This window comes from Runella defluvii, assembly GCF_014195535.1.
In the GTDB taxonomy this organism is placed as follows: domain Bacteria; phylum Bacteroidota; class Bacteroidia; order Cytophagales; family Spirosomataceae; genus Runella; species Runella defluvii.
In genome coordinates, this window is sequence record NZ_JACIBY010000035.1 from 1 (window position 1) to 26,251 (window position 26,251).

20 protein-coding genes are annotated in these 26,251 nt (G+C 40.3%); 9 read left to right on the top strand and 11 right to left on the bottom strand.

All coding sequences use genetic code 11. The annotated features are described in order from the left end of the window. A partial coding sequence (locus tag FHS57_RS31175; RefSeq protein ID WP_183980655.1) for a T9SS type A sorting domain-containing protein occupies positions 1–468 on the top strand: 468 nt, incomplete at its 5' end. A 189-nt stretch (positions 469–657) separates the two neighbouring features. Here FHS57_RS31175 and FHS57_RS32030 read toward each other — a convergent pair. From FHS57_RS32030 to FHS57_RS31210, 9 genes are all read right to left on the bottom strand, one after another. After that, the gene (locus FHS57_RS32030) at positions 658–780 is read right to left on the bottom strand and encodes a hypothetical protein (protein ID WP_262889970.1); all 123 of its coding nucleotides are present in this window, start codon (positions 778–780) and stop codon (positions 658–660) included. Continuing rightward, positions 773–925, bottom strand: coding sequence for a helix-turn-helix domain-containing protein (locus FHS57_RS32300; protein ID WP_510186788.1), 153 nt, complete (start codon positions 923–925; stop codon positions 773–775). The genes FHS57_RS32030 and FHS57_RS32300 overlap by 8 nt, the downstream gene beginning before the upstream one ends. A gap of 224 nt (positions 926–1,149) precedes the next feature. Further along, positions 1,150–6,147 carry a helicase-like domain-containing protein gene (locus FHS57_RS31180; RefSeq protein ID WP_183980657.1) on the bottom strand — a complete coding sequence of 1,666 codons (4,998 nt, stop codon included), beginning with the start codon at positions 6,145–6,147 and terminating at the stop codon, positions 1,150–1,152. Between the two features lie 23 nt (positions 6,148–6,170). Then, positions 6,171–6,614: a DUF1896 family protein gene (locus FHS57_RS31185; RefSeq protein WP_183980659.1), complete on the bottom strand. Its 444-nt coding sequence runs from the start codon at positions 6,612–6,614 to the stop codon at positions 6,171–6,173. Beyond that, positions 6,607–7,776 carry a type IX secretion system outer membrane channel protein PorV gene (gene porV, locus FHS57_RS31190; RefSeq protein WP_221225783.1) on the bottom strand — a complete coding sequence of 390 codons (1,170 nt, stop codon included), beginning with the start codon at positions 7,774–7,776 and terminating at the stop codon, positions 6,607–6,609. The genes FHS57_RS31185 and porV overlap by 8 nt, the downstream gene beginning before the upstream one ends. 51 nt (positions 7,777–7,827) lie before the next feature. Continuing rightward, entirely contained in the window at positions 7,828–10,737 is a 2,910-nt protein-coding gene (locus FHS57_RS31195; RefSeq protein ID WP_183980663.1) for a T9SS type A sorting domain-containing protein, read from the bottom strand. Positions 10,738–10,803: 66 nt separating this feature from the next. Beyond that, the gene (locus tag FHS57_RS31200) at positions 10,804–11,688 is read right to left on the bottom strand and encodes a hypothetical protein (protein WP_183980665.1); all 885 of its coding nucleotides are present in this window, start codon (positions 11,686–11,688) and stop codon (positions 10,804–10,806) included. 191 nt (positions 11,689–11,879) lie between these two features. Then, positions 11,880–13,871, bottom strand: a complete 1,992-nt coding sequence (locus tag FHS57_RS31205; RefSeq protein ID WP_183980667.1) for a hypothetical protein — start codon at positions 13,869–13,871, stop codon at positions 11,880–11,882. Then, positions 13,853–14,284 (bottom strand): hypothetical protein, encoded by a 432-nt coding sequence (locus tag FHS57_RS31210; RefSeq protein ID WP_183980668.1) that lies wholly within the window; start codon positions 14,282–14,284, stop codon positions 13,853–13,855. The genes FHS57_RS31205 and FHS57_RS31210 overlap by 19 nt, the downstream gene beginning before the upstream one ends. A 103-nt stretch (positions 14,285–14,387) precedes the next feature. On the opposite strand from FHS57_RS31210, the gene FHS57_RS31215 reads away from it, so the two are divergent. From FHS57_RS31215 to FHS57_RS31235, 5 genes are all read left to right on the top strand, one after another. Then, positions 14,388–16,565: a YWFCY domain-containing protein gene (locus FHS57_RS31215; RefSeq protein WP_183980671.1), complete on the top strand. Its 2,178-nt coding sequence runs from the start codon at positions 14,388–14,390 to the stop codon at positions 16,563–16,565. A 107-nt stretch (positions 16,566–16,672) separates the two neighbouring features. Beyond that, entirely contained in the window at positions 16,673–17,167 is a 495-nt protein-coding gene (locus tag FHS57_RS31220) for a hypothetical protein (protein ID WP_183980673.1), read from the top strand. Positions 17,168–17,439: 272 nt separating this feature from the next. After that, entirely contained in the window at positions 17,440–17,979 is a 540-nt protein-coding gene (locus FHS57_RS31225; protein WP_183980675.1) for a hypothetical protein, read from the top strand. 21 nt (positions 17,980–18,000) lie between these two features. After that, positions 18,001–18,240, top strand: coding sequence for a hypothetical protein (locus FHS57_RS31230; protein ID WP_183980677.1), 240 nt, complete (start codon positions 18,001–18,003; stop codon positions 18,238–18,240). 13 nt (positions 18,241–18,253) lie between these two features. Beyond that, positions 18,254–20,797 (top strand): toprim domain-containing protein, encoded by a 2,544-nt coding sequence (locus tag FHS57_RS31235; protein WP_183980679.1) that lies wholly within the window; start codon positions 18,254–18,256, stop codon positions 20,795–20,797. A gap of 14 nt (positions 20,798–20,811) precedes the next feature. Here the strand turns inward: FHS57_RS31235 and FHS57_RS31240 are convergent, their stop codons facing one another. Then, positions 20,812–21,753, bottom strand: a complete 942-nt coding sequence (locus FHS57_RS31240) for a replication initiation protein (RefSeq protein WP_183980681.1) — start codon at positions 21,751–21,753, stop codon at positions 20,812–20,814. A 1,348-nt stretch (positions 21,754–23,101) separates the two neighbouring features. Between FHS57_RS31240 and FHS57_RS31245 the strand changes: the two genes are divergently transcribed. Further along, the gene (locus FHS57_RS31245) at positions 23,102–23,716 is read left to right on the top strand and encodes a type IV toxin-antitoxin system AbiEi family antitoxin domain-containing protein (protein WP_183980683.1); all 615 of its coding nucleotides are present in this window, start codon (positions 23,102–23,104) and stop codon (positions 23,714–23,716) included. Continuing rightward, positions 23,713–24,492 carry a nucleotidyl transferase AbiEii/AbiGii toxin family protein gene (locus tag FHS57_RS31250; RefSeq protein WP_183980685.1) on the top strand — a complete coding sequence of 260 codons (780 nt, stop codon included), beginning with the start codon at positions 23,713–23,715 and terminating at the stop codon, positions 24,490–24,492. The genes FHS57_RS31245 and FHS57_RS31250 overlap by 4 nt, the downstream gene beginning before the upstream one ends. Positions 24,493–24,954: 462 nt before the next feature. On the opposite strand, the gene tnpA is transcribed toward FHS57_RS31250, so the two are convergent. Continuing rightward, positions 24,955–25,353 carry an IS200/IS605 family transposase gene (gene tnpA, locus FHS57_RS31255; RefSeq protein WP_183980687.1) on the bottom strand — a complete coding sequence of 133 codons (399 nt, stop codon included), beginning with the start codon at positions 25,351–25,353 and terminating at the stop codon, positions 24,955–24,957. A gap of 57 nt (positions 25,354–25,410) precedes the next feature. Here tnpA and FHS57_RS31260 point away from each other — a divergent pair. Next, the coding region (locus FHS57_RS31260; protein ID WP_183980689.1) for an RNA-guided endonuclease InsQ/TnpB family protein at positions 25,411–26,251 on the top strand (841 nt) is incomplete at its 3' end.

Here is a 26,251-nt window from a genome sequence, read left to right on the forward strand (position 1 = left end):
AACGTATATGACACAGGGTTACCCAAAGGTTTGTACAAACTTGGTATTCGTTATTGGGACATGAAAGGTTGGGGTAGTATTTATCCTGCAACTCGTAAATCACAAGGAAATGTGCTGGCCTACCAAGAATACTGGTTCAGAATCCAATCGAAAGATGGCGTTGGCGTAGGGGCAGCAAGAACAGCGGAAAACGAAAAACAGATAACCGATAACGGCGCCTTTGTCACTGTTCTCCCTAACCCCGTCACCAACACGCTTCGCTTGAAAGTGCAAGACAGCAAAGGTCAAGCGGTGCAAACGGTGTTGACGGACGCCTCGGGACGCGCCATGTTGCAACGCAGTTTTATACCCGAAACCAACACCCACCAAGAAGAGTTTAACGTCAGCGAATTACCCAACGGAATCTATTTCTTGAAGGTTAATACAGGCGACAAGCAGGCTACTTTGAAGGTAGTAAAGGTGCAGTAGTAGCCATTTTGATTTTTAAAACGGCAATTAAATACCCATCGGTCAACGACGTACTATTCTCATAACAGTATGTCGTTGACCGATGGTACTTCTGGAGGATGTCAAGCGAAAGCCCTAATGCCATTAGCTGCATAAATCATAGAAATCGCTCCGATTTGAAAGAATCTTTCAGAAATACTAAATACTCAACTAATTTAATTTTTCAAGGTTATTTATCAATAAAGCCTTATACATAAATACGTACCCATCTTCTTCTTCACTAATGATACCCGCTAATTGGTCTTGGTAATACACTTCTCCACTCCTATTCATGGCCAACCTCCTTCTTGACGGGGCCTAATTCACATCCAAACAAATCTAAAACCTGATTTACCTTGTCAAGTCGTAAGGTTTCTTTACCTTGTTCAAGCTCTCGAACAAAGCGAAGACCTACACCCGATTTTTCGGATAAACCCACTTACGTCAATTTTAAAGACTTGCGCTTGTCCTTTACAAATTGGGCAATAAGCCTTTTCATTTATACCTGTTCGGGGTTATTTTATCAATGCTCGTAGTATTTTATACCCGAATGGGTACCGAATATTTTACATCTTTTCTCCTAACAGGTATTATTTCTAAGCTTCCGCTCTCTTCCCAATAAGGTGAGCCGTGGTATTCATCTTAGGATTTTTACTGGTACTATCACCCCATCTTCACCCCCACCCTTTTCTCTTCTTTTTTCTCCGAAACCTTTTCCGTCAGCGAATCCTGAATTTTACGTTCTATGCTTTGCAAATCTTGGCGAAGCTGCGTTAGCTCTTGTTTGTAGGGCCACGGCTTCGATATAAAATCTCGTAATTGCTCAATGTCGCGTTTGAAGTCCCCTACCCGCTTGCGCTGATCTTCTATCAATTTGGGGATTTTTTCGAGGGCATTATGGGCAAACTGCGCGGCCAACTCTGGTGTTCGTGGCATCTGTCCACCATTATGTTGGTACTTTACGCCATTTGGTGAAATTACCGAGAAATAATTCACCTTATGAGCGTACCCATCTACAAAATGAGTACTGGTGGAAACTACTAGCTGAAACCCGTGTAATTCCCCCACCTTTTGTTCTAAAGCACTACGGTTGTGTTTATCAATACTGACCAATTTTTTACCAATTTCTTTGGGGTCTTTACTCTCTAAGCCTGCCACTTTAAGCTGCCCAGTAATTTGGTTCGTATCGTTATATGCCTGTTTTTCTCGCAACAGTTTTCTGTCCGCAATTAGGCTCTCCAATTTTTGCGCTGTTTTTTCGGTCTGTTGTTGTTGGGCATTCAACCTCTGTTGCGCCGTTATCACGTCTTTATTGTAAATCAACAAGTCGGACTCTAATCTGCCCAACCGCTTTTCTATCTTGGCTTTTTCCAGTAAATCTGTATTCCCCGATAAGATTGCGATGTATTCGCTAAAATTCATGCCATTTTTCTCGTCCAAACTACCTTCGTCAATTCGTCGGGTGGCTAAGTTAGAGTTTTTGATTTGGCTAATAAACAACGATTTGTTCTGCAACAGGTTGAACTTGTAGTTGTCCAAGGTCTTTTCGACAGCATACACATAGTTGTGGACTTGGTTGCCGTACAATTTTGCAATCTCATTTCCTTTCCGAACTCCTCTCCCTATACGTTGGTCTAATTCGGAGGGTTTCCAAGGAATATCCAAATGGTGCAAGGCCACAATACGCTGCTGTACATTCACACCTGTACCCAACATTTCAGTCGAACCCAACAGGATTCTTACCTTGCCTGCGTTGGTATCGGCAAAGAGTTTGGTTCGTTGCGCTTCATTTTTACATTCTTGGATAAACCTGATTTCATGAGGGGGAATCTGGTACTCTTCTACCAACTTTCGTTTCAATTCGCTATACACATTCCACTGCTGAGGTTTGTAGGTTCCCAAATCCGAGAATACCAGCTGTGTTCCTTTGTGGGATTGGGTTTGCTGATAGTGTTCAGCTATTTTCTTGGCACATTGGCTTACTTTATTGTTGGGATGATCGTCGTAATTTGGATTGAGCAAACGCATATCCAAGGCCATTTTCTTGGCATAATTGGTCGCAATTAGCATCTTAGCCGCCTCTTCTCCTTCGCTTAGTTTGGGACGCCCGAGCAAGGTCGCATCGCCCGTTTCGGCAAACTTCATTAATTTCTGAATAAAATCTTCTTGCTGCGGCGTGGGCGATACGTGTATGAGTTTTTGGTTCAACTGAGGGCGCTCAATACCAATCATGTCGGCCGTTCTAAAATCAGTAATCTGATTGTAGAACATGGCCAACTCAGGTACTTTGATAAAGTATCGAAAACGCTCTTTCTGAATCAGGTTATTGGTGACCGAAAACTCAAAATCGGTGGTTTTCTTGGCGTACACCGCTGCCCAGGCGTCAAAGTTGACGATATTCTGCTTTTGGAGTTCTTTGGGGCGGAGGTACTTGAAAATCAGGTACAATTCGGTTAATGAATTACTGATAGTCGTCCCCGAAAGAAAGGTAGCACATAAATCCTTGTTCTTGCGTTGCTGCATCGTTCTAATCGCATACAGCAAATTAATGGCCTTTTGGCTGCCTTCTTGGTTACCCAAACCCGCCACTCGGTTATGGCGGGTGGTAAACATCAGGTTTTTGAAGCGGTGACTTTCGTCAATAAACAGGTGGTCAATACCCATTTGCTGAAAATCAGGAACATCGTCTCTTTTTTCTTTGAGTTGGTGGTTAATACGAGCCATCTCAACCGTCAAGTTTGCTTTGCGCTTTTCGAGTCCTTTCAAAGCAGCCTTGGATACTTCGTTGTTCTGGCGACGCATTACTTCCAAATCCAATTCTACGTTGTTCAATTCCGCTTGAACCGTCTTTTGCTGGATTTGGTACGACTGAGGAATTTTCCCAAATTGGTCGTGGGTCAGAATGAGACAATCCCAATGGTTATTTTTGATGTCATTAAATAGTTTGACACGGTTTTCGGGATTAAAATCACTGGCTTGGGGATATAACAGCTTCGCTTCTGGGTAGGCCGATTGAAATGTTTCAGCAATTTGGTGAACATTGGCTTTGAGTCCAATAATCATGGGTTTATTGACAATACCCAATCGTTTCATTTCATAGGCCGCCACGCACATAATCAGGGTTTTACCCGAACCTACTTCGTGGTCAGCTACGCCTCCCTCATTTTGAAGCAACATCCACACGGCATCTTTTTGGCTTTGGTATAAACTCGTTATCCCCAAGTTTTTGTAATTGAGGTGCGGAAATTGTTGATGCTGACCATTGTACTGAGGTTTGACATAGCAGTTGAACAATTGATTATAACGTTGTTCTATCTCTGTTTTAAGGTCTTTTGACTGCTCGTTTAGCCAAACAGGAAACTGATGACGAATTTGTTCAATTTTACTGGCCGCCAATTGCGTTTTTTCCTGGTCTTTGACCGTAACTTCTTGTCCGCCATCGTACAACTTTTTGGTAATGTGAGGATTGGTATTCAGCAACGCATATTCAGCTAAATCTAGGCCATCGTAGGTGCGGGTTTGGGCATTTACGGCAAATTCAGTGGTAATTTTTGCGTTACTCTGGGTACTTCGCAAGGGTCTCACCGTAAACGTATCCGTAGATGGTGCGTACTGAATCCGAATGGGTAGGTCAAACAAATGACTCAAATAGTCTTGATATACTTGCGTCGGTATCCAACGTTCGCCAAAATTAAATTCCAACAGTTCAAACGGTACTTTTTCTGGCTGGCTTTCGCGTAGTGCTTCCAACGTTTTTTCAACCTGTGCCTGATGCCGCTCCGTCGTATTTTGTTCGAGGTATTCTTCAATCGTCCTCAATTTTTCAAAAACATTGCCCGAAAGCAGCATCTCTCGAGTTTTGTATTCGTCTTGAATCGGATCAAAAAGCAGGCGGTCTTGCAACTGATTCAGCAGCTTTTCGTCGCTTAAACCGCTCACTTCCTGCATGTAGTCAAGATTGACTTTCCCAAACCAATTCAACGACGCAAGCAGGGCATCTTCGGCCGTTTTAATGCGTTGTTTCGTGGAAAATGAAACAGGTTGTTCAAAAATATCGGCTTTAATAAATTGCCCCTCTTTGACCCGTTCCAAAGCCAACAGTTCTTTCCCTTGCGGGTCGAGCAAGACGGTTCCAACGTTTTCTTTGCGGTTTAGTTCGCCGTATTGTAGCTTGAATTGGCCATACGATTCGTTGAGTAGTTGACGTAACCCTGCATTTTCGGCTTGAAATTCCTGCTCAAAATTGTAGAGTAGCTGGTAATTATCTCGAAGCTGAATCAGGCTTTTCACTTTTTCCTGTTGAGTCTTCGAGATTTCCAGAGGGCGAAAAGAAGATTTTGCCTCGGCCAACTCGTACACCTTACCCACAAGCCCATTTTGTTCTACCAACGAACCTTCTTTTAAGTGAGGGTATTTTATGCCTTCAAAAATCTGAGGTTCAATCACTAACGTTGGTTGAAGCGTCGCAAAAAGGTCAAGTTGAGGCGTAGGTGGGGCTTTACTAATGGCAACCCGCGCTTTTTCAGTTGGTACAGCTATTTTGAGGTGTTGACCCAAATCCTCGTCCAGCATTCGTTTCAATTCTTGGCTAATGGCTTCGCTTCCCCCTTTATGAATGAAAATTCGAGCGGGTTTACCATACTGGTCAGTATCAAATTGAAGCTGGGTATGGACAATACGCCCCAAGTTTTCGTAATAGCGGTTGCTCGGATACTCACCCCGTGGACTTTGGATAAAGAGCCGTTCGCGGTGGCTAAGGTTTGTTTTTTGGGTATCTTTTTGGAGAATAATCAAATCACTGCCAACACTTGTACCCGCAAAATCAGTAAATAGATTGTGAGGTAAGCGAACTGAGCTTATCAGATTTGTATTCCGCATCAAATAGTGCCTAATAGGCTCATTACTTGGGCTATTCATCAACGCATCAGTTGTCAAGAAGGCCACTACCCCACCCTCTTTGACGACGTCCACGGCTTTGGCAAAAAAATAACTGTGCAAACTTCGGCAAGCCTGGCGTTTGGTTTTGTCTTTGCTGTTGGCAAAGGCGGCATCCCACACGGCCACGTCGCCAAAGGGAATGTTGGAGGCTACCAAGTCAAAGGTATTCAAGTAGCGACTGCTGATGTCTTCGAACCCTTGTTGTTTTACTTGGTTTTTGCCGTGCAACGTTTCTAACAACGTAGCCGTCAGCAGGTCTTTTTCAATCAAAAGGGAATTGGAGAGGGATAAACCTTTTTGCTGAAATCCTTCCGAAAACTGCCCCAACCCCGCTGAAGGGTCTAAAAAGTTATTCACTTCAAACCCCGTTTGTTGGATAGCTTCTCCGAGCGCTTCAATCACTGCTGGAGGAGTGTAAAAACTGGTCAATACACTATTTTTAAGGCTTTGCCAGTATTCCTCAGCCCGTTGTTCACCTGCCGCATTTTTTATTGTTTCCCACAGTGTTTGAATAAGGGGACGTAGTTCAACGTCTGCTTTCGTTTGCCAAGCACTGTCGTCTTCCAAGGGTAAAAGTATCGCCTTGATTCCTCCAAAACCTGCATAGTGACGAATTAAATCGGCTTGCTCCGACGTGGGACTAGCTCCTTCTTTTTGCAATTGGAACGCAAGAGCTATCGCCTCGGTATTGGTTACCAAGTGTTGTTTAGGATTAAACGCCATCTTTATTTTTAGCTGTCAAAGTCTCAAACCACTTTAGCCAATGCTTGACTTAATGTGTTCACAATCAAACTATACCTAATTTGTTTAGTAGGCGTATCATCTATTTCGTACTGAAGAATAAAATCATTCAAAGGGGCACAAAAAGACAATAAAATGGGAACAAGACGCTGCTGTTGAGTGAGGGTTTCAAAAATCTGTTTAAACTCTTTTTCTAACGTATCGTGCAAGAAGTTATAAATTGAAAAATCAAGACCTTTCACCAGTGAGTGAATAGCTACTTCTTGGGCAGCCATTACCGTTAAGCCCTCTCGGCGAGCATTTTCAAACGCCGTGGTTGCATTTGACGCCCGCACGGTCAAGAGAGTTTTTATTTCTGATGAACTCAATTTTCGCAACAACTCAGGAAAATCCGACTGCAAAAAATCCGTTAAATAGAGTTCAAAAAAGTCTAAATCCGTGCTATTCATCTGGTTGACGTTTCACTAATAAGCCTATTTGAAATGAATGGTTCAATGGGTTATACCCTTTTACAGATAAAGTGTATGAAGCATCTAAGTCCATTTTCAATGCACTTTTGTTCCCGTTAAGATTCATCAAACCCAACCCTAAGGTCAGTAAGTGGCGATTTCCTTTATTGCGGTGGTCGGTAAAATAATTTAGGCGAAGTGCCAATGTTGAATTATGTTGGTAATGAACTCCCATGGCCCACCAAATTTCTTGGATTTCTTCTTTAACCCCATCTGGGGCATCAGCCCAACTCGTAAAAATTGTCCTAATTCCCGATTGCTTTGTCGGGTCATTTCCGCGCTCAATCTTTCCGTCAACTCCATACACGGGTGGCGTTGGTACGAGTTGTTTGAGCGCATCCAAATAAAACTGTACTTCCCTTTCCTCCTCTTTATCAATAGGATGCGAAAGAGCTACCCCTGCCCGAAATAAAGTAGGTTGAAAATTCAACCGCTTATCATCTCCGTAGCTGATCCGCCCCCCCAAATGGTGAATACTAATTCCCCAATCTGAAAACCAGTCTCGCTCTTCGCTACGCTCTTGGCGCCAATAAACCCCTAGGTCTGCATTCACCCCAAAAACAGGCCGTAATTGAAATCCCTGCCACGCCATTCTACCGAATAGGTTAGAATAAAAGCTACGTAAGCCAACACCAACTGATAGATTTTGGGTCAACTTACGTGCGTGGGCAAGTCGCAAATTCATATCATAAGAGCTAATTTCTCCCTGATAGTTGCCCAAATCATCCCTCAATTCAGCTTTACCGTAGTTAAAATGACTGAGAGATACATTCCAACGCCCATTTTCGTCCGTACGCCCGTAAGCATTAAAATGTAGCATTCGCATGTCTTTCACTAAGTCAATATTCCAAGGGGTATAATTCAAACTAAATGCCTGAAAATCTTGACAAAATGCTGGTACGGCTACGTTTGTAGCCGTACTATACGCCGATGGAGAAGAAGCAGCACCAGCGCCCATGCTTCCATGACGTGCATCGGGGACAATATAAAGATATTCAAGGGCGGACACTGGAATACGTTGTGTATTAATTTGAGCCTGGCAAATACTCTGTAACGTGATGCCGACTCCAAACAGGAATTTGTTGATGTTCCAAGTATTCATTTTGTTATTTTTCGTGGTTTTACTGCACTTCGCTAACTGGTTATTACGCCTTTACTTACTGTGTTTCAACAACCTACTGACATTACTTTCTCCCGATGCCGTTTGTATTTCCAAAAGGTATTCCCCTGAAGCCAAAGTAGAGACATCCAGTTCAATCTCATTGTCAACGTTGATGCCATAATCATCCATCAATAGACGCCCTACCAAATCCCATACCTTGAGGCGTAGCCCATTGACACAATCTCGCCCCTTGATACGAATTTTGCCCGACGCAGGATTAGGATAAAAATACAAATCAGTTAATGATACAAATTGGATGGGGATTTCAAGGCGACGAGGGTTACTTTTGAACGTTGAACTGATATTGCCTGTGTAACAGTAAGCAGGTAAGACGACAAAAAGGGAATCTCCCCGTTTGAGCTTGGTACCTACCCAGGTGCCATTGTAGAAGATTGAATCCCCATTTAATGGTACTGATAGCGAAAAAGTGACGGGCAGAATACGAAAATCATTGGGGGTGCCTACCAACAAACCTTGAGCACATCCTTTTACTTCAAGCGATACCGTTCCTCCTTCGCAGGCTTTTGAAGATAAAATGGCCAGTGCAGGAACTCCTTGTTTGACAGGTATTGACAAGAAATTAGTATCACTGGCACATCCACCCTTCGTACTTACACAAATGACCTTTATACGGGTATTTTGTTCGGCCACGAGACTGATTTTTCCTCCTGTTTCTTTTTTGTCATTTACCCACCAATGTATCGTTCCATTTTCACAACCCTTGCCCTGTAAAAAATAACTACTTCCTGCCATCACAGAGTCCAAAGGGGTATTTACCGAAGGGATGGCTGGTTTAGGGTTAACAATAAGTGCAATTTGGGCAGTGTCAAGGCATGAATTAGGATTCGTTCCAATTACATAATACGTACCACTTTGAGTAAGTGTCTGAAGATAAGAAACATTAACTGAACTTGGTGTACTCTTTCTAAACAGTAAATTACCAAAAGAGCTCGCATTCAAAACTTGCTTTCGCAAATCAATCGTAGCGTTTTCACATAACTCAACATTTGAAACCAAAAGTTTTGTTTTAGGATTTACTGTCACTGTAATTACTGCTTCTGATACTCCCGAAAGTGTTTCACATTTTGCTTTGTAAATAGTGGTTACAGTTGGTTGAACCACCAAAGAATTACTCCTTTGGTTAGGAAATTGCTCCCAAGTTAGTGTTCCATTTTGGCAGCCATCTGCGACAAGGGTTGATGTTTCACCCTGACATATTTTAGGGCGATTGGCTGTTAAAGTCAAGGTAGCGGCATTGACTTGGATTTTGATACGGGCCATTTTTCCCACACAACCTTTTTCACTCTGGCAATAAGCCGCATATTCCGTCGAAATTTGAGGGAATAGTTGTATTTTCTCACCTACAATGCCTGTGTCCCATATTGTTCGGTAACTACAACCTTGTGAATTTAACACCACTAACTCTCCACTTTGGAGTTGCGTCTTGTTTGCCGTTAGCGTTGGTTCATTTGGCAAAGGGTAAACCAAGACTTCTACTGCATTCGTATCTTTCACGTCGCCCGTTTGACATACGGCAAAGTAGGTGGTTGTCCGCGTCGGAGCAACTTGCACACTATCTCCCTTATAGCCAAACAACCAAGTTACCGTTCCTTTGCAACCAATGGCTTTTAAACTGGTTTTTTCACCTGCACAAATGGCCGCAGGCGCTGCTATCAGTCTCGTAGTAGATGGATAAACCGTCACTACAACACTAGACATAGCGCTTCGACACCCCGTTTGGGTTTCACAATAAGCTTCATACGTGCTCGTACCATTAGGTGTTATACGTAAGATATTACCCGTAGTTTGATTTGACCACTTTACCACTCCATTACAACCAAATGCGGTTATTTGAGTTGATTGTCCAAATAGCAATGAACTAGGTTGTGCCGTAAGCACGGGAGAAGTTGGCGTTGGGATAATTTCTATCGTTGCCGATGTGGGTTCAGATAGCCCCGCACTCGTCTTACATTTCACCCAAAACTGACTGGTATTGCTCACAATTGGGTTAATGACTGCGGTACTTTCTCCCGAAGACCAAACATATGAGCCACTGCAATTGCTGGCAGCTAAAGAAACTGATTGACCCGCACACACCTTTTGATTAGAAACCGTTAATTCTGGTTTACTGACTTGTAGCGATAAGGTAAAACGACTGCTTTCACTCTGACACCCTTGGGGTGAGATACATACTGCAGAATACGTGTTGGTTGCAAGAACTGGTATGACATTGATAATGGGTTGCGTTGAGCCGTTATCCCACCTAACAGTTGCTCCATTGCAATTGGCATGTAATGAAATCTCATTTACATTGTCTGCTGTCTGTTCATTCTTTGTTATCGTAGGTGGAGCTGGCTTAGAATTAACTGTCACCAAAACGTCGGCGTTATTTGACACCAAGCCATTCTGAATACATTTTGCGTAATAAGTGGTCGTTACCGAGGGTCGAAATGTCCGAACTTCTCCAACGCCCTCGTCTTGCCAACGCGTTTCTTGCGGGCACCCACGCGCAGTCAATGTCACATTTTGTCCCTCACAGACTTCTTTTAATCCTTCGATTTGTGGGGGTGAAAGTTTTACCTGCACTTCTAATTTACTTTCTGAACTGGTACACCGTTGGGCTGTGACACACCTCGCCCTAAACTCTGTAGTTCGTTCCAAAGCTACGATACGACTTGCGCCAATGGTTGCGTCAGACCAAACCACTTGTCCTGTACAACCATTGGCCACCAGTACCACTTTTTCATTGACATTAGCTGGGTTTTTGTTGGTGGAAAGCAACGGCGCAGGAGGTGTTTGACCCACAATTACATACAGAGAATCTTGCGCTTGAGAATTTTGCGACATTACCAACAGTAGTCCCAGACTCAACAGCGTTAAATAAACAATTCTTGAAATCATCTAGTAAAGTTTTTGTGGGGAATAGCTGCTTATTTACAACAATACTTACTCCCCACTTTTGGGCGTTTAGTTCGCTACTTTAAGGCTTACAATTCGGGGTTGAGATGTACCTGCGCTATCTTTACAAACAACTTTTAGCGTTTGGTTGCCCGTTACAGTTAGGGTATAAGTTGACGTGCTATTGACAAGCTGGTCGCTGGCATTTCGCCATTCGTACGTACCTGTTGCCGAACAACCCGATACTTTCAAAGTCAAACTTTGCCCTTCACAAAGTTCGTTGGGCGTTGCATTGACAATCGGAATCGGAGAATCTACCCCCGCAGTGACACTGGCGGTAGGGCTTTTACAACCTTGCGTGGATGTACAAAATGCCGCAAATACGGTAGTTTTGGTCAGAGTTTCTGTAATGCTAGCTCCCGTTTTTCCGTGCGCCCATGTAATCGTCCCGCTACAACCTGTGGCGGCCAGGGTTACACTTTCACCCGTTTTTACGTTTTGAGGATTAGCCGTTAAAACTGGAACTGTTGGCGTGGCATTGACATTTACCGTCACTAACACAGGTTGTGACGTACCCAGTGTTCCTTGCGTACATGTAACAGAATATTGCGTAGTCACGTTGGGTTTTACGACTATTCTCGTTCCAACACCTCCATTATTCCACGTCAACGTTCCACCTGTACAACCTGCTACAGTTAAAACCGAGGAATCGCCTGCACAAATCGTGGTAGGACTGGCTTTGGGCACAATGGCTTTTCTTACTAGTACTTTCAGCGAATCTTTCACTCCTACACAACCAAAAGCTGAGGTACAAAAAGCGCTGTAGAATGTTTGGGTAGTTGGCGATACCTGAATGGAGGCTGCCGTTTGTCCCGTTGACCATGTCACAGTTCCAGCACAACCTGATGCAGTTAGCGTGGCTTTTTGTCCGAGATAAATTGAATCTGTATTCATTGTAAGAGAAACCTTTGATGGTAACTTACGAATAGTAACAAAGGTGGTGTCTTGCCCAAAAGCAATCACTGAACTCCATAATAGGAGTACAAAAAAGGCACAAATTGATATTTTCATAGAATAAGCCCCCTTCCCCCAAAAGGAGGTGTGTTTTTGGATAAATGTCTTTGGGGAAGACCTGTGTTTATTGATTAATTCCGAAATTGAATAAATTTGGGGTCTGATGTGCCCGCTGTATCTTGACACTTGACCCACAATAACTGCGGCTGGGTTGCTACTAAAGTAATTTGGTTCCCGTTCGCTCCATTCGACCACAAATACTGTCCCGTGCAGCCTCCCGCACGAAAGGTAACCATGGTATTTTCACAAACATCCGTCAATGAACTTTGAACAGTCGGCTTCGGAGGTTTTACTTGTACATACGTTTGCACCGTTTTTGTAAAACAACCTGTCTCGGGTTGACAACTCGCCGTTACCATACGACTCTCTTTGGCGCTAAATTGAATAAAACTACCCGTACTACCATCGTCCCATTTGACAGTTCCTGCGCAGTTGGTTATCGAAATCATTACTTGTTGATCTGTCACTACTTTAAGCGTATCTCCCACCGATAATTTCGGTGGGTTTGATTTTACATGAAACAATTGTTTGACGGCGATTTGTCCATTAAATGTAGCTTTTAAATAATAATACCCCGTGTCTTGTGGGGTAAATACGACTTCTTTCCCGTATGGGACTGACCCCGTCTCACTCAGCAGACCTTTTCCACCCAAAACTTCAAATTTAACCCGTTCCACTAGTGAGTCGATTTTCACGCCATTATGCCAAAAACGAATGACGCCCTCCTTTGTCGCCTCCAACGTATAGTTAGCAGGGTTAGAAGTTGGCATTTTATTTTTGTTCTTTGGTAAGTCGTGTTCGGAATAGGTAGTCTGAAATAAATCATAGTTGTCATCTTTCATTTGGGCAAAGCCAGAACCGTTCATATAAAAGGTATTATCTCCTTCGTCATTTCCAACGATACCTCGGTAGTTGACTTCCCATTTTACAGGTGCCGCTCTTGGCTGACGAGTAAGCCAGCTGATGAGTCCATTATTAGTAAACACCTTACCCTGCTGTATATACGTACCTGCATTAGGGGGAACAAATCCATGCCACATCTCAGATTCTTGTACCAGTTGGCCGTTGATTTTGTAAGGTCCCTCTTCACGATACGTATTATCGTTATTCCCTGAATTACTCAGGCCCAATTCATACAGTACATGAGAAGATAATTTTACAGGCGTGCATTGATTAACCTCAACGGGTGTTGTGTATAATCCATAAGGAGGTAACGAATAGGTCGGTGTTATTCGGTTTCCAGTATGCGAAAAACCATCCTTTACTTCTAAATAGGCAAAAACATCGCGGGGGTACTCGACATTTGAAATTTGGCCAGTACATTGGTTAAAACCCCATACTTCATCCCCTACAGACAGTTCAGTTGATGAACTCAGCCGCAAAAATGCCAACCCATAGCCCAAGAAATCAGGCGTATAAGAAACCGCGTTTCCATTGACATACACTTTAAATTGGCCATTTAACACGCAATTTTCATTAACAGACGAAAAATACAACACTCTGTCTATGTAACGAATTGGCTGAAGTCGAATGTAACCATTCCCTGAAAACAAATTCACAAACAATTCTCCCGTTTGGTAACTATTTTGGGCAGTTGTTTGCGTACAAACCTGCCCATAGCTGGCGTTCGTACGAATTTTTAGGGTGTCTTTAGCGATATAGAAAGACTGCCCTGACATTACTTCATTAGCCAAAAGATCAACAAATCCGTAATCTGGCCCTGCAAAGTTCGTATATCGAGTCCGAGAAGCATCACAATTAACCCCTGTTTGAGTGAGCGCAAATGACAAACTTTGATTCGAATGGTTTGTCACCAAGATACTATAATTATTCCCCGCTGGCGGTGATGGGATTTCAGGGTCTTGATTTTGATAAGGTGTTCCTAAATCATAGTGCATTGTATAATCATAACCCGTTGTTGAACTCCATACCCTCACCGATACAGTACCACTTCCCTGAAGAAAAGAGTTAATTCTAATTCTGGGTGTTTGGGCATTCAAAGTGCGAACCAACAAAATCAAGACCAATAAATAAAGACCTTTCATCATTGCATTGCTTTCCATTCCTCATCAGTAAAGGTGCCACCTGTTTCTCGACAAACCCAATAAGGCTGTAATCCATTTTTAAAAACGTAACCATTGATATTCAGCGGACTACGGTACTGACCTGAAAGATAAGCGCCTTTAAACAATTCTATTCTCAATTTGAGTGCATCTTCTAAATCTGCTTCATCTGTCCATTCATAGTAGGCTGTTTCACCAACATATCGTTGTAAAACTTCATGAAACAAATACATCCTAACCCCTGAAGATGCCGAAAAGAAATCATTTTTCAATAAAGGTAGATACACTCTAATGGTGACATGCTCATCTAATTTCTTGTCATAAAACTGATGCCACTGTGTTCGTTCGGAAGAAGCAGCCTCAAAACCTTCTCGGTGAAGATAGGCCACAAATTGGTCAATTGTGTAACTCATTACTTTGCCCGTACAATAATTTGGTTGTTATAAATCGGTACAAATATAATATTATTGCACAATAAAATTAAATATAATTAAATTATAAAAATCAATTAAATATATGGGACTCACATCCAACAATGGTGAATCATACCACAAAGGCGTTGATTTATTGCTCATTATCAGCATTTTACTTCTGTCATGCCACCACTTTTGGTTTGATTTATCTCTTTTTTCTAACTACGTATGGCTATCTGAATTTCTAAAAAATTTTTTAGGCAAACTGAATGATAAATATCGCTTATTCAATAACCCATTTACGTCTAAACTTATTATTTTCGCCTTGTTGGTCTTTCACGGACTCGGGTCAAAAGGAACATTTAAGTCAAGCATAACCGTTGAAAAGGTCAAAAAGACGGTTTTCATTGGTTTTTTTATTTTTTTCGGGAGTACTTTTTTGTTATACTATCCCATCAACATTTCTAACGTTGGCAACCATTTACTCTATATTTTTACCACTGTAACTGGCGTATTTTTTCTTATAAAAGGGCTACAATACGCTAGCCGTTTGTTTTTGGGAAGTCTAAATGATGACATCTTTAACGAAGAAAACGAAACATTTCCTCAGAATGAGAAATACGTTGAAAATGAGTACTCTATCCACTTCAGAACTCAATATTACTTTAAGAAAAAGTGGCACCAAGGCTGGATAAACATTATTAACCCAATGCGATCAGTAATGGTGTTAGGAACGCCTGGTTCGGGGAAATCGTTTGCGGTACTGATACCCGCAATTTGGCAGTCCATTTGGAAAGGTTACACTGCCTATGTTTATGATTTTAAGTATCCTGACTTAACCCTCGAAGCTTACAATGCCTACCGACATACGTTGGCCGAAAATCCTTATGCTTGGGGAAAAAAGGGAAATGGAGAACCACTCATTCCCCAATTTTTCGTCATCAATTTCGATGATATTGAGCGCTCACACCGTTGTAACCCCCTTTTCCCAGATTCAATGACCGACATCATGGACGCCTACGAAGCAGCTCAAACCATCATGTTGAATTTAAATCGAACTTGGGTACAAAAACAAGGCGACTTTTTTGTTGAATCAGCTATCAACTTTCTGACCGCCGTTATTTGGTACTTGCGTTCTGCCAGTGTAAAATACAAAAACTTACATCAAATTGAGACTCAAAAACCTGAAATTGAACAAGATACAAATGCCCTCAATCGTTACAAACAGCTATCACAGGTATGCACATTCCCACACGTTATTGAATTTGTAAACGAAGACTACGGTTCTATGTTTGAGATAATGAGTAAATACCAAGATTTAGAAGTGTATGTAAAACCATTCAAAGATGCTTGGCAAGACGGCGCCATTGAGCAACTCGCTGGTCAAATTGCTTCCGTACGAATTCCCATTACTCGAATATCTTCGCCAACTATTTATTGGATAATGACTGGCAACGACTTGTCCTTGGATATTAATAGCCCTGAAGCCCCAAAAATTCTCTGTACAGGAAACAATCCCGAACGAATTGGAATTTACGGTACCGTATTTTCGCTTTATACTTCTCGGATGCTCAAAATGGTCAACAAAAAGGGAAGACTAAAATCGGCACTGTTTTGGGATGAGTTACCTACTATGTTCATTAAAGGAATTGATACCTTAATTGCTACCGCTCGTTCCAACAAAGTCGCTCCATGGCTTGGTTTTCAAGATTTTGAGCAACTTACTCGTGACTATGGTGACAAAGAAGCCAAAGTGATTATGAATACCGTTGGCAATTTCTTCTCGGGGGTAGTCGTGTTTAATTCAGCTGAAACATTGTCAAAACGTTTTGGGAAAACGAACCAATTGAAGGAAAGTATTACATTTTCAAGAACTGATACATCCCTTAACCTACAAACTCAGCAACAAGATGTGATTCCTCCGTCAAAAATCGCAACCCTCAAACAGGGTGAATTTGTAGGTCAAACAGTTGATAACTTTGGGGAAGAAGTTGATTTGAAGACATTTAAAGGACAAATTCTTATTGACAAAACGCTCACAAAAAAGCATAAACAACTGCCACCAATTAAGGATTTTGAGCAATTTGCTATAAAAATGGGTTATTCTCAGGGCTATGCCACCCAAAGTGAATCTACCAAACGGCTCATTAGAGAGCATTTAACCTCTTCATGTTACCAAAAAGTAAAACAGGATGTCAGAGAATTAGTCGAAAGTGAAGCCGCTTCTTTTGGTATATCCATTAATAGAAGAAATGGTATATCAAGCTTACCAAAAAAGTAGATTTATTAAATAAAACTATTTTATATAATTAAGTTTGATTTAATCTTATAAGATGCTTAAATTGCATTATCTTACAAACATAATACAATTTACCCTGCAATTAAATCATGCGAAAGCTTCAAAAATCGTTAACAGAAACCGAACAATTTGTTGTAATTCAAGAACTTAGCTCCACTTCCTTTGATTCACTTAGCGAGGAAGAACAAACAATTATTTTTGAAAAAATCAGTCAGATAGTTTCACATCCCGAAAGCGAAAAATTTTACTACGGTAAAGTATTTAGCGGATGTGTACAATTCATAAAAGCCAAACTATTAGACGACCAAACCAAACATTTTAAGGGCGATTTGAGTAAAATAAAAGGCAAATTTGAGCGAGTGCTTTCAGTAAAAGACATTGCTCAAATGGCTGGTTTAGAGTACTTTCAGCTACGAGATCTTTCTTTTGGGAAAAACACCTCCTCTACTTTGTTGAAATTTATGACTTTTACTAAAAAGCATGGGCTTTCGATAGAAGAATTCATGTATCACCCTTCTATTGTAAACACCGCCTATCAGTATTACTGCATGTTAGAAAAAGGAACCACCCCTACCCCTTCATAATTACTAAGCTCTGATTGTTGTGGCAAAACTTCATGAGGTAATGCTGCAACATGGTATCTTATTTCCACATTGACAGCCCACGTTAGTGATTTAGCAACATTCGATACTGATAATCCATTCATTTAGTGTGACTTCAACTAGCTTTCTTTATGCGGTGATTTGGGCATTCTTTAGTTTAGAAAAGATATTAAAATTTAATTTATAAATTTAATTTCGTTAAATTATTTTAATTTAGTTAATTTGCGAAATTAAATCAAAATAAAATTTATTAGATGCTTAAACAAAAAGAAGCCCAAAAACTTTATGACCAGATTCGTCCAAAAATTCTAAGGGAAGCTGCCAAATCTTTGTCAGAAACACAAATAGTGGAACAACTCATTGACAAAGAACGAGAACCGGCCAGGATTGCGCTGCTAAAATGGCTGAAACCCGAACTAGAAGTTTTAATAAAAAATGACCTTCAGTTATCGAGTCCAACTCCGAATCTTAGTTCACTCTCACCATTTCAACGATTATCCCTGGCTTGGTTTAACGATTTTACAAAATCCAAGCTCCCTATTTTAAAAGAACAATCTGTTGTCGAATCCCCCCCATTGTTTGATGCCTTCGGGAAAAAAGTGGGCTATATTGGTCCTATTTTACTCCAATCCTCGACATTTCCTAATGGAGAAATTACTTTTCGATTTGAAGTCGAAAAGCCTAAAAAAGCATTTCAGCAAAAAGCAACACCTAGTATCGACGCTTCAAACAGCCAACCCCCTTCGCAAGATGTTCAAGACAACCTTAACACTAGAAGAGGATTTCGCATTTAACAACAACTAGCCAACATTTTAATGAAATACTCCCAACAAGCCCAAGAAGAATTCATTTTACAACTTCAACAGAAATTTGGCACTCACATTCTTGAACCTGTTGAAATGGGGATAGATGAACATGATTTAAAACTTACGCTTCCTCGTTTGAGGGTCGAGCACCCAACCGACTGGTTCAATTTAGACGAGGAACAGCGTGATATCATTCTTAAAAATTTTATGGCGGTTTTCGCAAACAACAGTATTTTTTTACACGAGTAATTTTCGTAAAACTTTGGATATACACACAAATTACGCTCACCCTGACCAACTTAACCTTTTACATTTTTTTAATAAACATCAAGTCAAGTATTTGATTTTTGGCGACTTCGCAATCAATACTTTTGAGAAGGGGCGTCCCATTACACATATCAAACTCTGGATAGATACTACGCCAAAAAATATTGAACGATTAAATCAGGCCCTAAAGGAAGCAAACCCCAATCGCTTATATACAAAACTACCAACATCAATACCACTTAGAAATGTATCTAAAAGGATACTGTCTGTTGGCTCACCCAATTTCAAAGTAGAGTTATATCCATGTATTGCTGGCTTCAGGGCTGATGATTTTTTAAACACTTATCAGCAGCATATCACTGGAAAAGCAACCGCGTGGGGAGAGCAGTCACCATCTCAGATTATTTCGCTCCCACAGTTGAACATCCATCAACTTTATGCCAGTATTTTACAGTCCACCTCATCCCGAAAACTATGGGACTCTACCGCTCTGGAAAAAGTTGCTGAAAGCAACAAACTTGACATAAGAAACATTTATCAAATTCAAAATGGCTTACCTCCAAAAATTACCAAGATTGCACACGTCGAGCCCTCCAGCAAACGTGATTTTGATTGGCTGAGAAAAGAATTAGACATTGAGATTGTATTACAACACTACGGCTATTCTCTGGACGCCGAAAAGACAAGTAAAAATGGTGTTTGGAGAATTTATAAAACTGGGATTAAAGGGGACAAGCAACGATTAGCGGTTTGTAACATCGCAGGTAAGTACCGATATAAAGGGTTTTGTGACCTGAACGATTTGGGAAAACCGTACAAAGACGCCCAAGGAAATTGGAAACGAAGCGAAGGCTTCAAAGGTGACTCCATTCAATTTATTCATCGCATGGAAAATGAGAATTGGAAGAGCACCTTTGCTGTTGTTGACCAAATTTTAGGAGATACCCAATACCAACACAAGGTAGCCAAATTAGCCCCGCTTCGAGAGGTTTCTGAAAGCTATTTTTTGAAAGATACAACACTCAGAGAGGCTGATTTAAAAGAAACCTATACGCCTATCCTCCTGAAAGACAACCGTTATCTGCTCAATCGGGCAATCAATATTCCAACCCTGAGCCACCCTGCTTTTGTGTCAAAAATTTTGAATGTTGGCCTAAAACAATTGGCCTACGAATTAATTGAACCACTCGTACTCAATAATACCAAAGGGAAAAATGTGGTGCTTTCTAAGGGTACATTGCTTTTTACCAAAGAGCAACTCCAATCTAATGACCAGGAAGATAGGTTTTTCTTCACAAAACTTGATGGGCAAATCAATCGGTTCTCTCTGAATGAAGTGTTCATTGACAAATATTTAAACCGCTTAAAATCCAAAGACTTAGTCTTCCAAAATACGGCTTTCCCGCTATTTGCAATTGATGGGAATTTAGCGTCGTTGGACATAAGGAACGATAAATTTAAACAATTTCCTAGCATAGAAAGGCGTGAAGCACTCTGGCTGTCTAACGCCCATTTTAGATTAACAACTCAATATCAACACGTTCCTATAAATACCTTGGGTACACTTTACCGAAACCTGAGTAATAATGAAATTTACTTTTGCTACCTTGATCAAGCTAATCTCTCCACTCAACTTTCTATTCCCTCTAACAAAGTGGCAGAACTTTTTGAGCCCATATCAGCCAATCGCCTTGTACTTTGTGAGAGTCCAATTGATGCTTTGTCCTTCGCTCAATTAAACCCCGAAACAGCTGATGAACGTCGGCTTTATATTGCCACTTGTGGCACTCCAGCTAAACATCAAATGGAGCATATTCAACATATACTTAACCGAAATCCATTGGCTGAAGTGGTAATTGCGCAGGATGGTGATAATGCTGGAATTCGGTTTGCGATTAATTACCTTGGGCTTAAACATCCCAGCGAACAGCAGGATTTTAACCTAACCCCTTATATCACCTATAGCGCCCCACCTATTGGTATCCAAAGTGTACAGCAACTGATTGGGAGCTCTAACCAAAAAATCGAAAACGACGGGCATCTTCCAACAAAAGATGATAATTTCATAAAGGGACAAAACCATCTTCGACTCGAAATTTCGCACAAGTTACAAGGCTCTACGTTGCAATCACTTGAACAACAACACGAAAAATACATTAACGACTTAACAGCTAGCTTGAATAAGTTTGTAACAAAAGAAGGAAATGAGTTCAAGGCGAAAGCCAGTCAATTGAGCCACTTACAAACGCCTAGTAAAGACAAATTATGCACCCATGTTGTCATTTCTTTTCCCAACGACACAAATATGCTCATTCGAGCACTCAACAGACTTTCAGATAGCATTAACCAAAAGCAAAGCCATCCCCTATTTCTAATCAGCCGCCCCAGCCGTACACAAAAAGACTTTAATGAAATCTTACAACAGCGTAATGGCGAAAAGCTCCCCGACAGTAGCCTTTTAAAATTATCCCCGCGCCCCCATGCTAATCTGAATTTGAGTCAGAACCCCGCTAAAGCACAAAGCAAGCTAGCCATCTAAATACTCCCGAGCATTTATTTTTTTGCTTTTCTTGCCCTACTTTCGTTAAAGCCAAGAATGACGGCCATATATGCCGTTGCATCATTGGGTTTTCTTTTGCCAGCTTGTATTTCCATATCGGCGTTTACAAAGCGATTGGCCAAGTCTTCATCTTGCAGTATCTTGTTCCTTTGAATTTTAGTAAAATCATACATTTCCAACCGTTCGTACATGTATTTCCAGCGGTCATCCATATTTAGGGCATTCAATGCCTCACGAATTTCTTGCAATTCTTGTATTGCTTTCGAATTTTGAGTTTGAATGTAAAAACTCAGGTGAGTTACTTTTCTGCCTGTTTTCTGTATTTGGTAGCTACAACTAATGTCCGTTTTGTCCGAAATTTCTTCACAACTTGGATCCAACACGCGTCTCTTTAGTTGCCCAAAATCATCATAGGTTTCCTCATTGGCCCCCAGTAAGTCTCTCAAATCTTCCACTGAGACTTGAGACCAAGTACCACCATTAAAGTTCTTCCAACGCGATAGCATTTCATACAACCTTTGCGAATAGGTTTTATTGAGCGATAGCGCAATTGCTAATTCATATTCTGTATAGCCACTTTTAATTTGAGCAATGTGGGGTATCACCTCATACGACAACCCTATTTCAAAGATGCCCTCTTTGGCACTGTATCGAGCTGATGAAAATACATTATAAGCTTGAAACTCCTTTTGTTCATCGTTTCTTAGCCATATCTGACAGTTACGCATCAACGACTGGGCCATCCCAAGCATTTGTCGATAATTTTGGGTTATAAGCTTGGCGGGTATTCTAAATTGCTTATTTTGCTTTAGATTTATATCTGCTTCACTTAATTGATTCAACACGATATAAAAAACTCTCTTCTCCAGAAGCGAAAAACTCTGGCGAGTCATAATCGAAGCATTTGGCTGTCTATTGTAATGCTTTAACTTCATTTTTCTTTGATTTGAAAGCAAGTTAAAAAAATACTCTGTCAAATAAAAAAAGTGTCAGAAATTTTAATTTTTTGACAGAGTTGGACTACATTTTGACAGAATTAAATATAATAACCTATATATCAATCTTTTACAAGATGATATTTTAGTTACAAATGAAGATTATCAATTAAAATACGGTAAAAATTGCCATTAATATCGCTTTTCAACACATTATCAATTGTGCAAACCACAACGAGCACACATAAAATATTGATTATCAAATAATTAAAAATGAATTTTAAATAAAATTACTACATTTTGACAGATTTTAGAGTACTACTTGGTATATACGCATTATATTAAAAAGAAGCGTTTCGGTTCACAAAACTAGATAAAAATAATTAAAATAAAAATATAAATTTAATATTATTTAATTTAAAAGAGTTGAAACCTAATTCTGTCTTTTAATTCTGCCAGTCATATTAATTGACAGAGTTCGACTGCATTTTGACAGAGTTCGACTACATTTTGACAGAATTAAAGACTACATTTTGACAGAGTTCGACTACATTTCGACAGAATTAGACTACATTTTGACAGAATTAGACTACATTTTGACAGAGTTCGACTACATTTTGACAGAATTAACCCACATAACCATCTTGTAATCAATGAATTACAAGCCCCGTAAATCATCAATATTTTAATCATCAATCTTAAATAAAAATATAACCAGTTTTTAAACAATTAAATACAGTCTTTCTTTTAGGGAAAAAGTTATCTCAGCAACTCTCTTCTTTCAGAAAAATTCAAAACAATCAAAATCACCTACCAACAAAAGGAAGGTACGTGGAACTATGATATTAATTAAAAGGCCTTAAAATAGGTTGATTTTAACAATTCTATTCTTGAAACTGCATTTGGAGAGAAGAACCAAACAAGCCATGGCAAAGGCCTCATTAATCTCCACAGAAAGGCTAGACTCAATAACCAAAGAATACCATGCCTTCCATCGAAATATCACTGGTACTGTTCTGAAATTCATCTAAAAGATATACTAAAAAACTTCTCCGCTCATAAAAATCCACTGATAGTAGCACAAGAATTTATCAGAACTAAACCTTCTCAAAAATAAAGTGTTGGCTATATGCTCCATTACTTTAAGTAGCCATTACTACTAAGTCTCTGAAAGTACATAGGCTTTATACAAAAACAGTTGGCTGTAACGAGATAGTTTTAGATACCTATATGCTCACTATCAAAACGGCACTATTGCCTCTGCTCCAACAAAATAATTCCACTAATACAACTTAATTATCTCAATTTATATTGTATTTTTGTTATTTATTACAAATATACAATATAAATGAATTTCATTTCCTTCCAAAAAGCTTTTCAAGATCGCGATGTTATTCCCGTCAATGACATATTTAAGCAGTTCCCAGATTTTGATACCCGCCGTCTAGTCGAATGGCAGAACAAACAATACCTTCAAAAATTAATCAATAAATATTATACCTGGCCTCAGAAGCCTATCTCGGAAAGTCGCCTTTTTTTTACAGCAAACCGCCTGTGTAGCAACTCCTACGTATCGCTGTGGTCAGCGCTACGCTGGTATGGCTTCATTCCAGAAGGAGTCTATCAAATCTTTTCAGTATCTTCCAAACAAACTCATCATTTTGAGACCATATTGGGGCGTTTTAATTATCATCACCTTAAACCTAACCTACTTTTTGGCTATGAGCCACAGCACTTGGAAAATCGTGATTTCCTAATCGCCGAACCCGAAAAAGCGCTCTTGGATACATTTTATTTGAATCCGAACCTCACAGGCAGCCTTGATTTGGAAGCTATGAGGCTCAATCTCAATCTCATTGCAGAACGTTGTTCCGTAGAAAAATTGAATGCCTACACCAACGCTATCGGCAACAAACGAGTATCCAAACTGACCTCAATCCTTCTCAGCCAATTACCACAATGATTACTTTACAAACCATCAAAAAATACTATCCAGCTCATCTGCACGGATTTGAGCGAGAATTGCTGCGCGAATACCTACAATGTCAGATTTTACAAATTCTCTTTGACAGCTCCTTGGGCAAACACTTTGCCTTTTTAGGGGGTACCTGCCTACGGTTAGTACACGAAAACAAACGTTTTTCGGAAGATTTAGACTTTGACAACTTTGCCGTGTCAGCCACCCAGTTTGATCAAGTGGCCGAAATCGTGGAAAAAGAGCTCAAAGGCAACGGCTATGAGGTCGAAATACAAATAGCGGGCAAGGGTGCTTATCGCTGTAACGTCAAATTTCCGCGATTGTTTTTTCAGCACGGCCTGAGCGGGTATCAAGAAGAAAAACTCCTGATTCAGCTCGACAGTGAAGCGCAGAACTTCCCATTTGAGAAAGAAACCTACATTCTCAACCGTTTCGGGATTTTTTCGCAAATCAACGTTACACCGCTTGACCTGATGTTTTCCCAAAAATGCTACGCCATTCTCAACCGACCGCGTAACAAAGGCCGCGATTTCTTTGACGTGGTATTTCTACTGGGGTTAAACATCAAACCCAATTACGCGTATCTGGAGCAAAAAGCAGGCATTACAACGACGGCGCAACTCAAAGAACGACTTCTAGCTCATTGCGAAAAACTCAACATGGACGAACAGGGCCGCGATGTAGCCTCGTTCCTATTCACTCCCAACGATGTTCGAATGGTAACGCTTTTTCCTCAGATTATTAAACAAGCTAATATTTAGTATTTTATACCTTCATAAAGTGTGCTGACCGCAAAATACAGGACGAAAAGCTTCCCTGATTTTAGAAAATAAGCATTTGACTGATGGAACTATTTTTCACATCATCTCCCTTTGACTGCAAGAATTCGAATAGCCCTTGAAAGCCAAGACCTCTGTGAATCATGTCAAATCGAACCGCTAAAGCGATTATAGAATTCTCTAACAGGTTTCGTAAACTCGTGTATGACCTTTTGGGCTTTGATGTACTTTTGTACTATGTCCACCATAAAGAGAGCCGCCACTAATACTGGCTACACGTTAGGTTTTTCCTTAACTTATAGCCAAGTTTTTATCGAGTTGACAAGAGTATATTTTTTCTTACGAAATAGAAGCGTAAAGCCCCGACCCTTTAGGGCGGGGATATAAGCGACAACTTGCCAAAGGAAGTTTAGCCTGTGTGCAAGCCTATACGCCGCATTTAGGCTATCTTGTTTTTTGGTCTTCAATGTATTTTTTGATAATGTCTTCCGAAATATGTCCGATACTTTCCACATAGTAGGAACGCGTCCAAAGTGTAGGCAATCGAGATTTTAGCCATTGAAATTCATTTCTTAACACGAAAGATGTGTAACCTTTGAGTTGGCTGATTATAAAAACAGGAGAATCATTTGGGGTGGTTTTGATGAAAATATGTACATGGTCAGGCATAATTTCCATTTTCTCAATGGCCCATCCATGTTCGGTTGCTTTTTCAATAAGCAATTCTTTCAATCGAATATCAACGCCATTGATTAAAACTTTTCTTCGGTATTTAGGGCACCAAATGAAATGATAGGCGCAATTATAAGTAGCATGAGAACTTTTAGCCCAGCGAGTATCCATAAAATATTTAGTTAGATATATGACACAAAAATATTATTTTTTAAGTATATTTGTGTCATGGAAGTCACGCAAACCTATAAATACAAGTTAAAACTAACCAAAGGACAGGTAAATCTGCTTAATAATTGGATAGGTACTTGCAGGTATGTCTATAACTTAGCCCTTGATACTAAAATCCAATCCTACCAAAAAGGTGTTAATGTTTCAAAATACGATTTGATGAAGCAATTAACCGACTTGAAAGATGTAGAATGGATTAAATCTGTACCTTCTCAAAGTTTGCAAAATGTTGTTGAAAGGCTTGATTTTGCCTACCAAAAGTTTTTTTCGGGTGGCGGCTTCCCAAAATGGGCGAAAAAGGGCGAATACAGTTCAATACTTTTAAAGTCAGTAAAGGCAACGGATACAGGTTTTATACTGCCAAAAATAGGAGAAGTACGCATATTCAAAGACCGTATGCCGAAGGGAAAACTGAAAACGGCAACAATAACAAAGGAAGGTAATGGCTTTTTCGTCTGTGTAACCTTTGGAAGTCAATCAAAAAATCTCTACCCTATCGACGAGAAACAAGTTGTAGGCTTAGATATGGGTATCACCTATTTTCTGACCGATTCCAATGGTTGTTTTGTTGAAAATCCAAAGCACACTAAAAAGTACGAGAAACAATTGAGGGTAAAAAATCGCGCCTTGGCAAGAAAGAAAAAAGGGAGTAGTGGGTTCAGAAAAACAAAATCAGAACTCAACAAGCTGCATTCAAAAATTGCCGATGTTCGCAAAGACTTTTTGCACAAAATCAGTTTTCGGTACGTCAGAGATAATTCTTTGATTGTGTGTGAAGATTTGAAGGTTAGCAACATGATTAAATTCGGGAGTCTTTCAAAGCATATTGCAGACGTTA

Excerpts from the sequence above, each read along its gene's own strand:
- FHS57_RS32030 (WP_262889970.1), bottom strand. The coding sequence starts at position 780 with ATGAATAGGAGTGGAGAAGTGTATTACCAAGACCAATTAGCGGGTATC.
- FHS57_RS31180 (WP_183980657.1), bottom strand. The coding sequence starts at position 6,147 with ATGGCGTTTAATCCTAAACAACACTTGGTAACCAATACCGAGGCGATA.
- FHS57_RS31185 (WP_183980659.1), bottom strand. The coding sequence starts at position 6,614 with ATGAATAGCACGGATTTAGACTTTTTTGAACTCTATTTAACGGATTTT.
- porV (WP_221225783.1), bottom strand. The coding sequence starts at position 7,776 with ATGAATACTTGGAACATCAACAAATTCCTGTTTGGAGTCGGCATCACG.
- FHS57_RS31195 (WP_183980663.1), bottom strand. The coding sequence starts at position 10,737 with ATGATTTCAAGAATTGTTTATTTAACGCTGTTGAGTCTGGGACTACTG.
- FHS57_RS31200 (WP_183980665.1), bottom strand. The coding sequence starts at position 11,688 with ATGAATACAGATTCAATTTATCTCGGACAAAAAGCCACGCTAACTGCA.
- FHS57_RS31205 (WP_183980667.1), bottom strand. The coding sequence starts at position 13,871 with ATGGAAAGCAATGCAATGATGAAAGGTCTTTATTTATTGGTCTTGATT.
- FHS57_RS31210 (WP_183980668.1), bottom strand. The coding sequence starts at position 14,284 with ATGAGTTACACAATTGACCAATTTGTGGCCTATCTTCACCGAGAAGGT.
- FHS57_RS31215 (WP_183980671.1), top strand. The coding sequence starts at position 14,388 with ATGGGACTCACATCCAACAATGGTGAATCATACCACAAAGGCGTTGAT.
- FHS57_RS31220 (WP_183980673.1), top strand. The coding sequence starts at position 16,673 with ATGCGAAAGCTTCAAAAATCGTTAACAGAAACCGAACAATTTGTTGTA.
- FHS57_RS31225 (WP_183980675.1), top strand. The coding sequence starts at position 17,440 with ATGCTTAAACAAAAAGAAGCCCAAAAACTTTATGACCAGATTCGTCCA.
- FHS57_RS31230 (WP_183980677.1), top strand. The coding sequence starts at position 18,001 with ATGAAATACTCCCAACAAGCCCAAGAAGAATTCATTTTACAACTTCAA.
- FHS57_RS31240 (WP_183980681.1), bottom strand. The coding sequence starts at position 21,753 with ATGAAGTTAAAGCATTACAATAGACAGCCAAATGCTTCGATTATGACT.
- FHS57_RS31245 (WP_183980683.1), top strand. The coding sequence starts at position 23,102 with ATGAATTTCATTTCCTTCCAAAAAGCTTTTCAAGATCGCGATGTTATT.
- FHS57_RS31250 (WP_183980685.1), top strand. The coding sequence starts at position 23,713 with ATGATTACTTTACAAACCATCAAAAAATACTATCCAGCTCATCTGCAC.
- tnpA (WP_183980687.1), bottom strand. The coding sequence starts at position 25,353 with ATGGATACTCGCTGGGCTAAAAGTTCTCATGCTACTTATAATTGCGCC.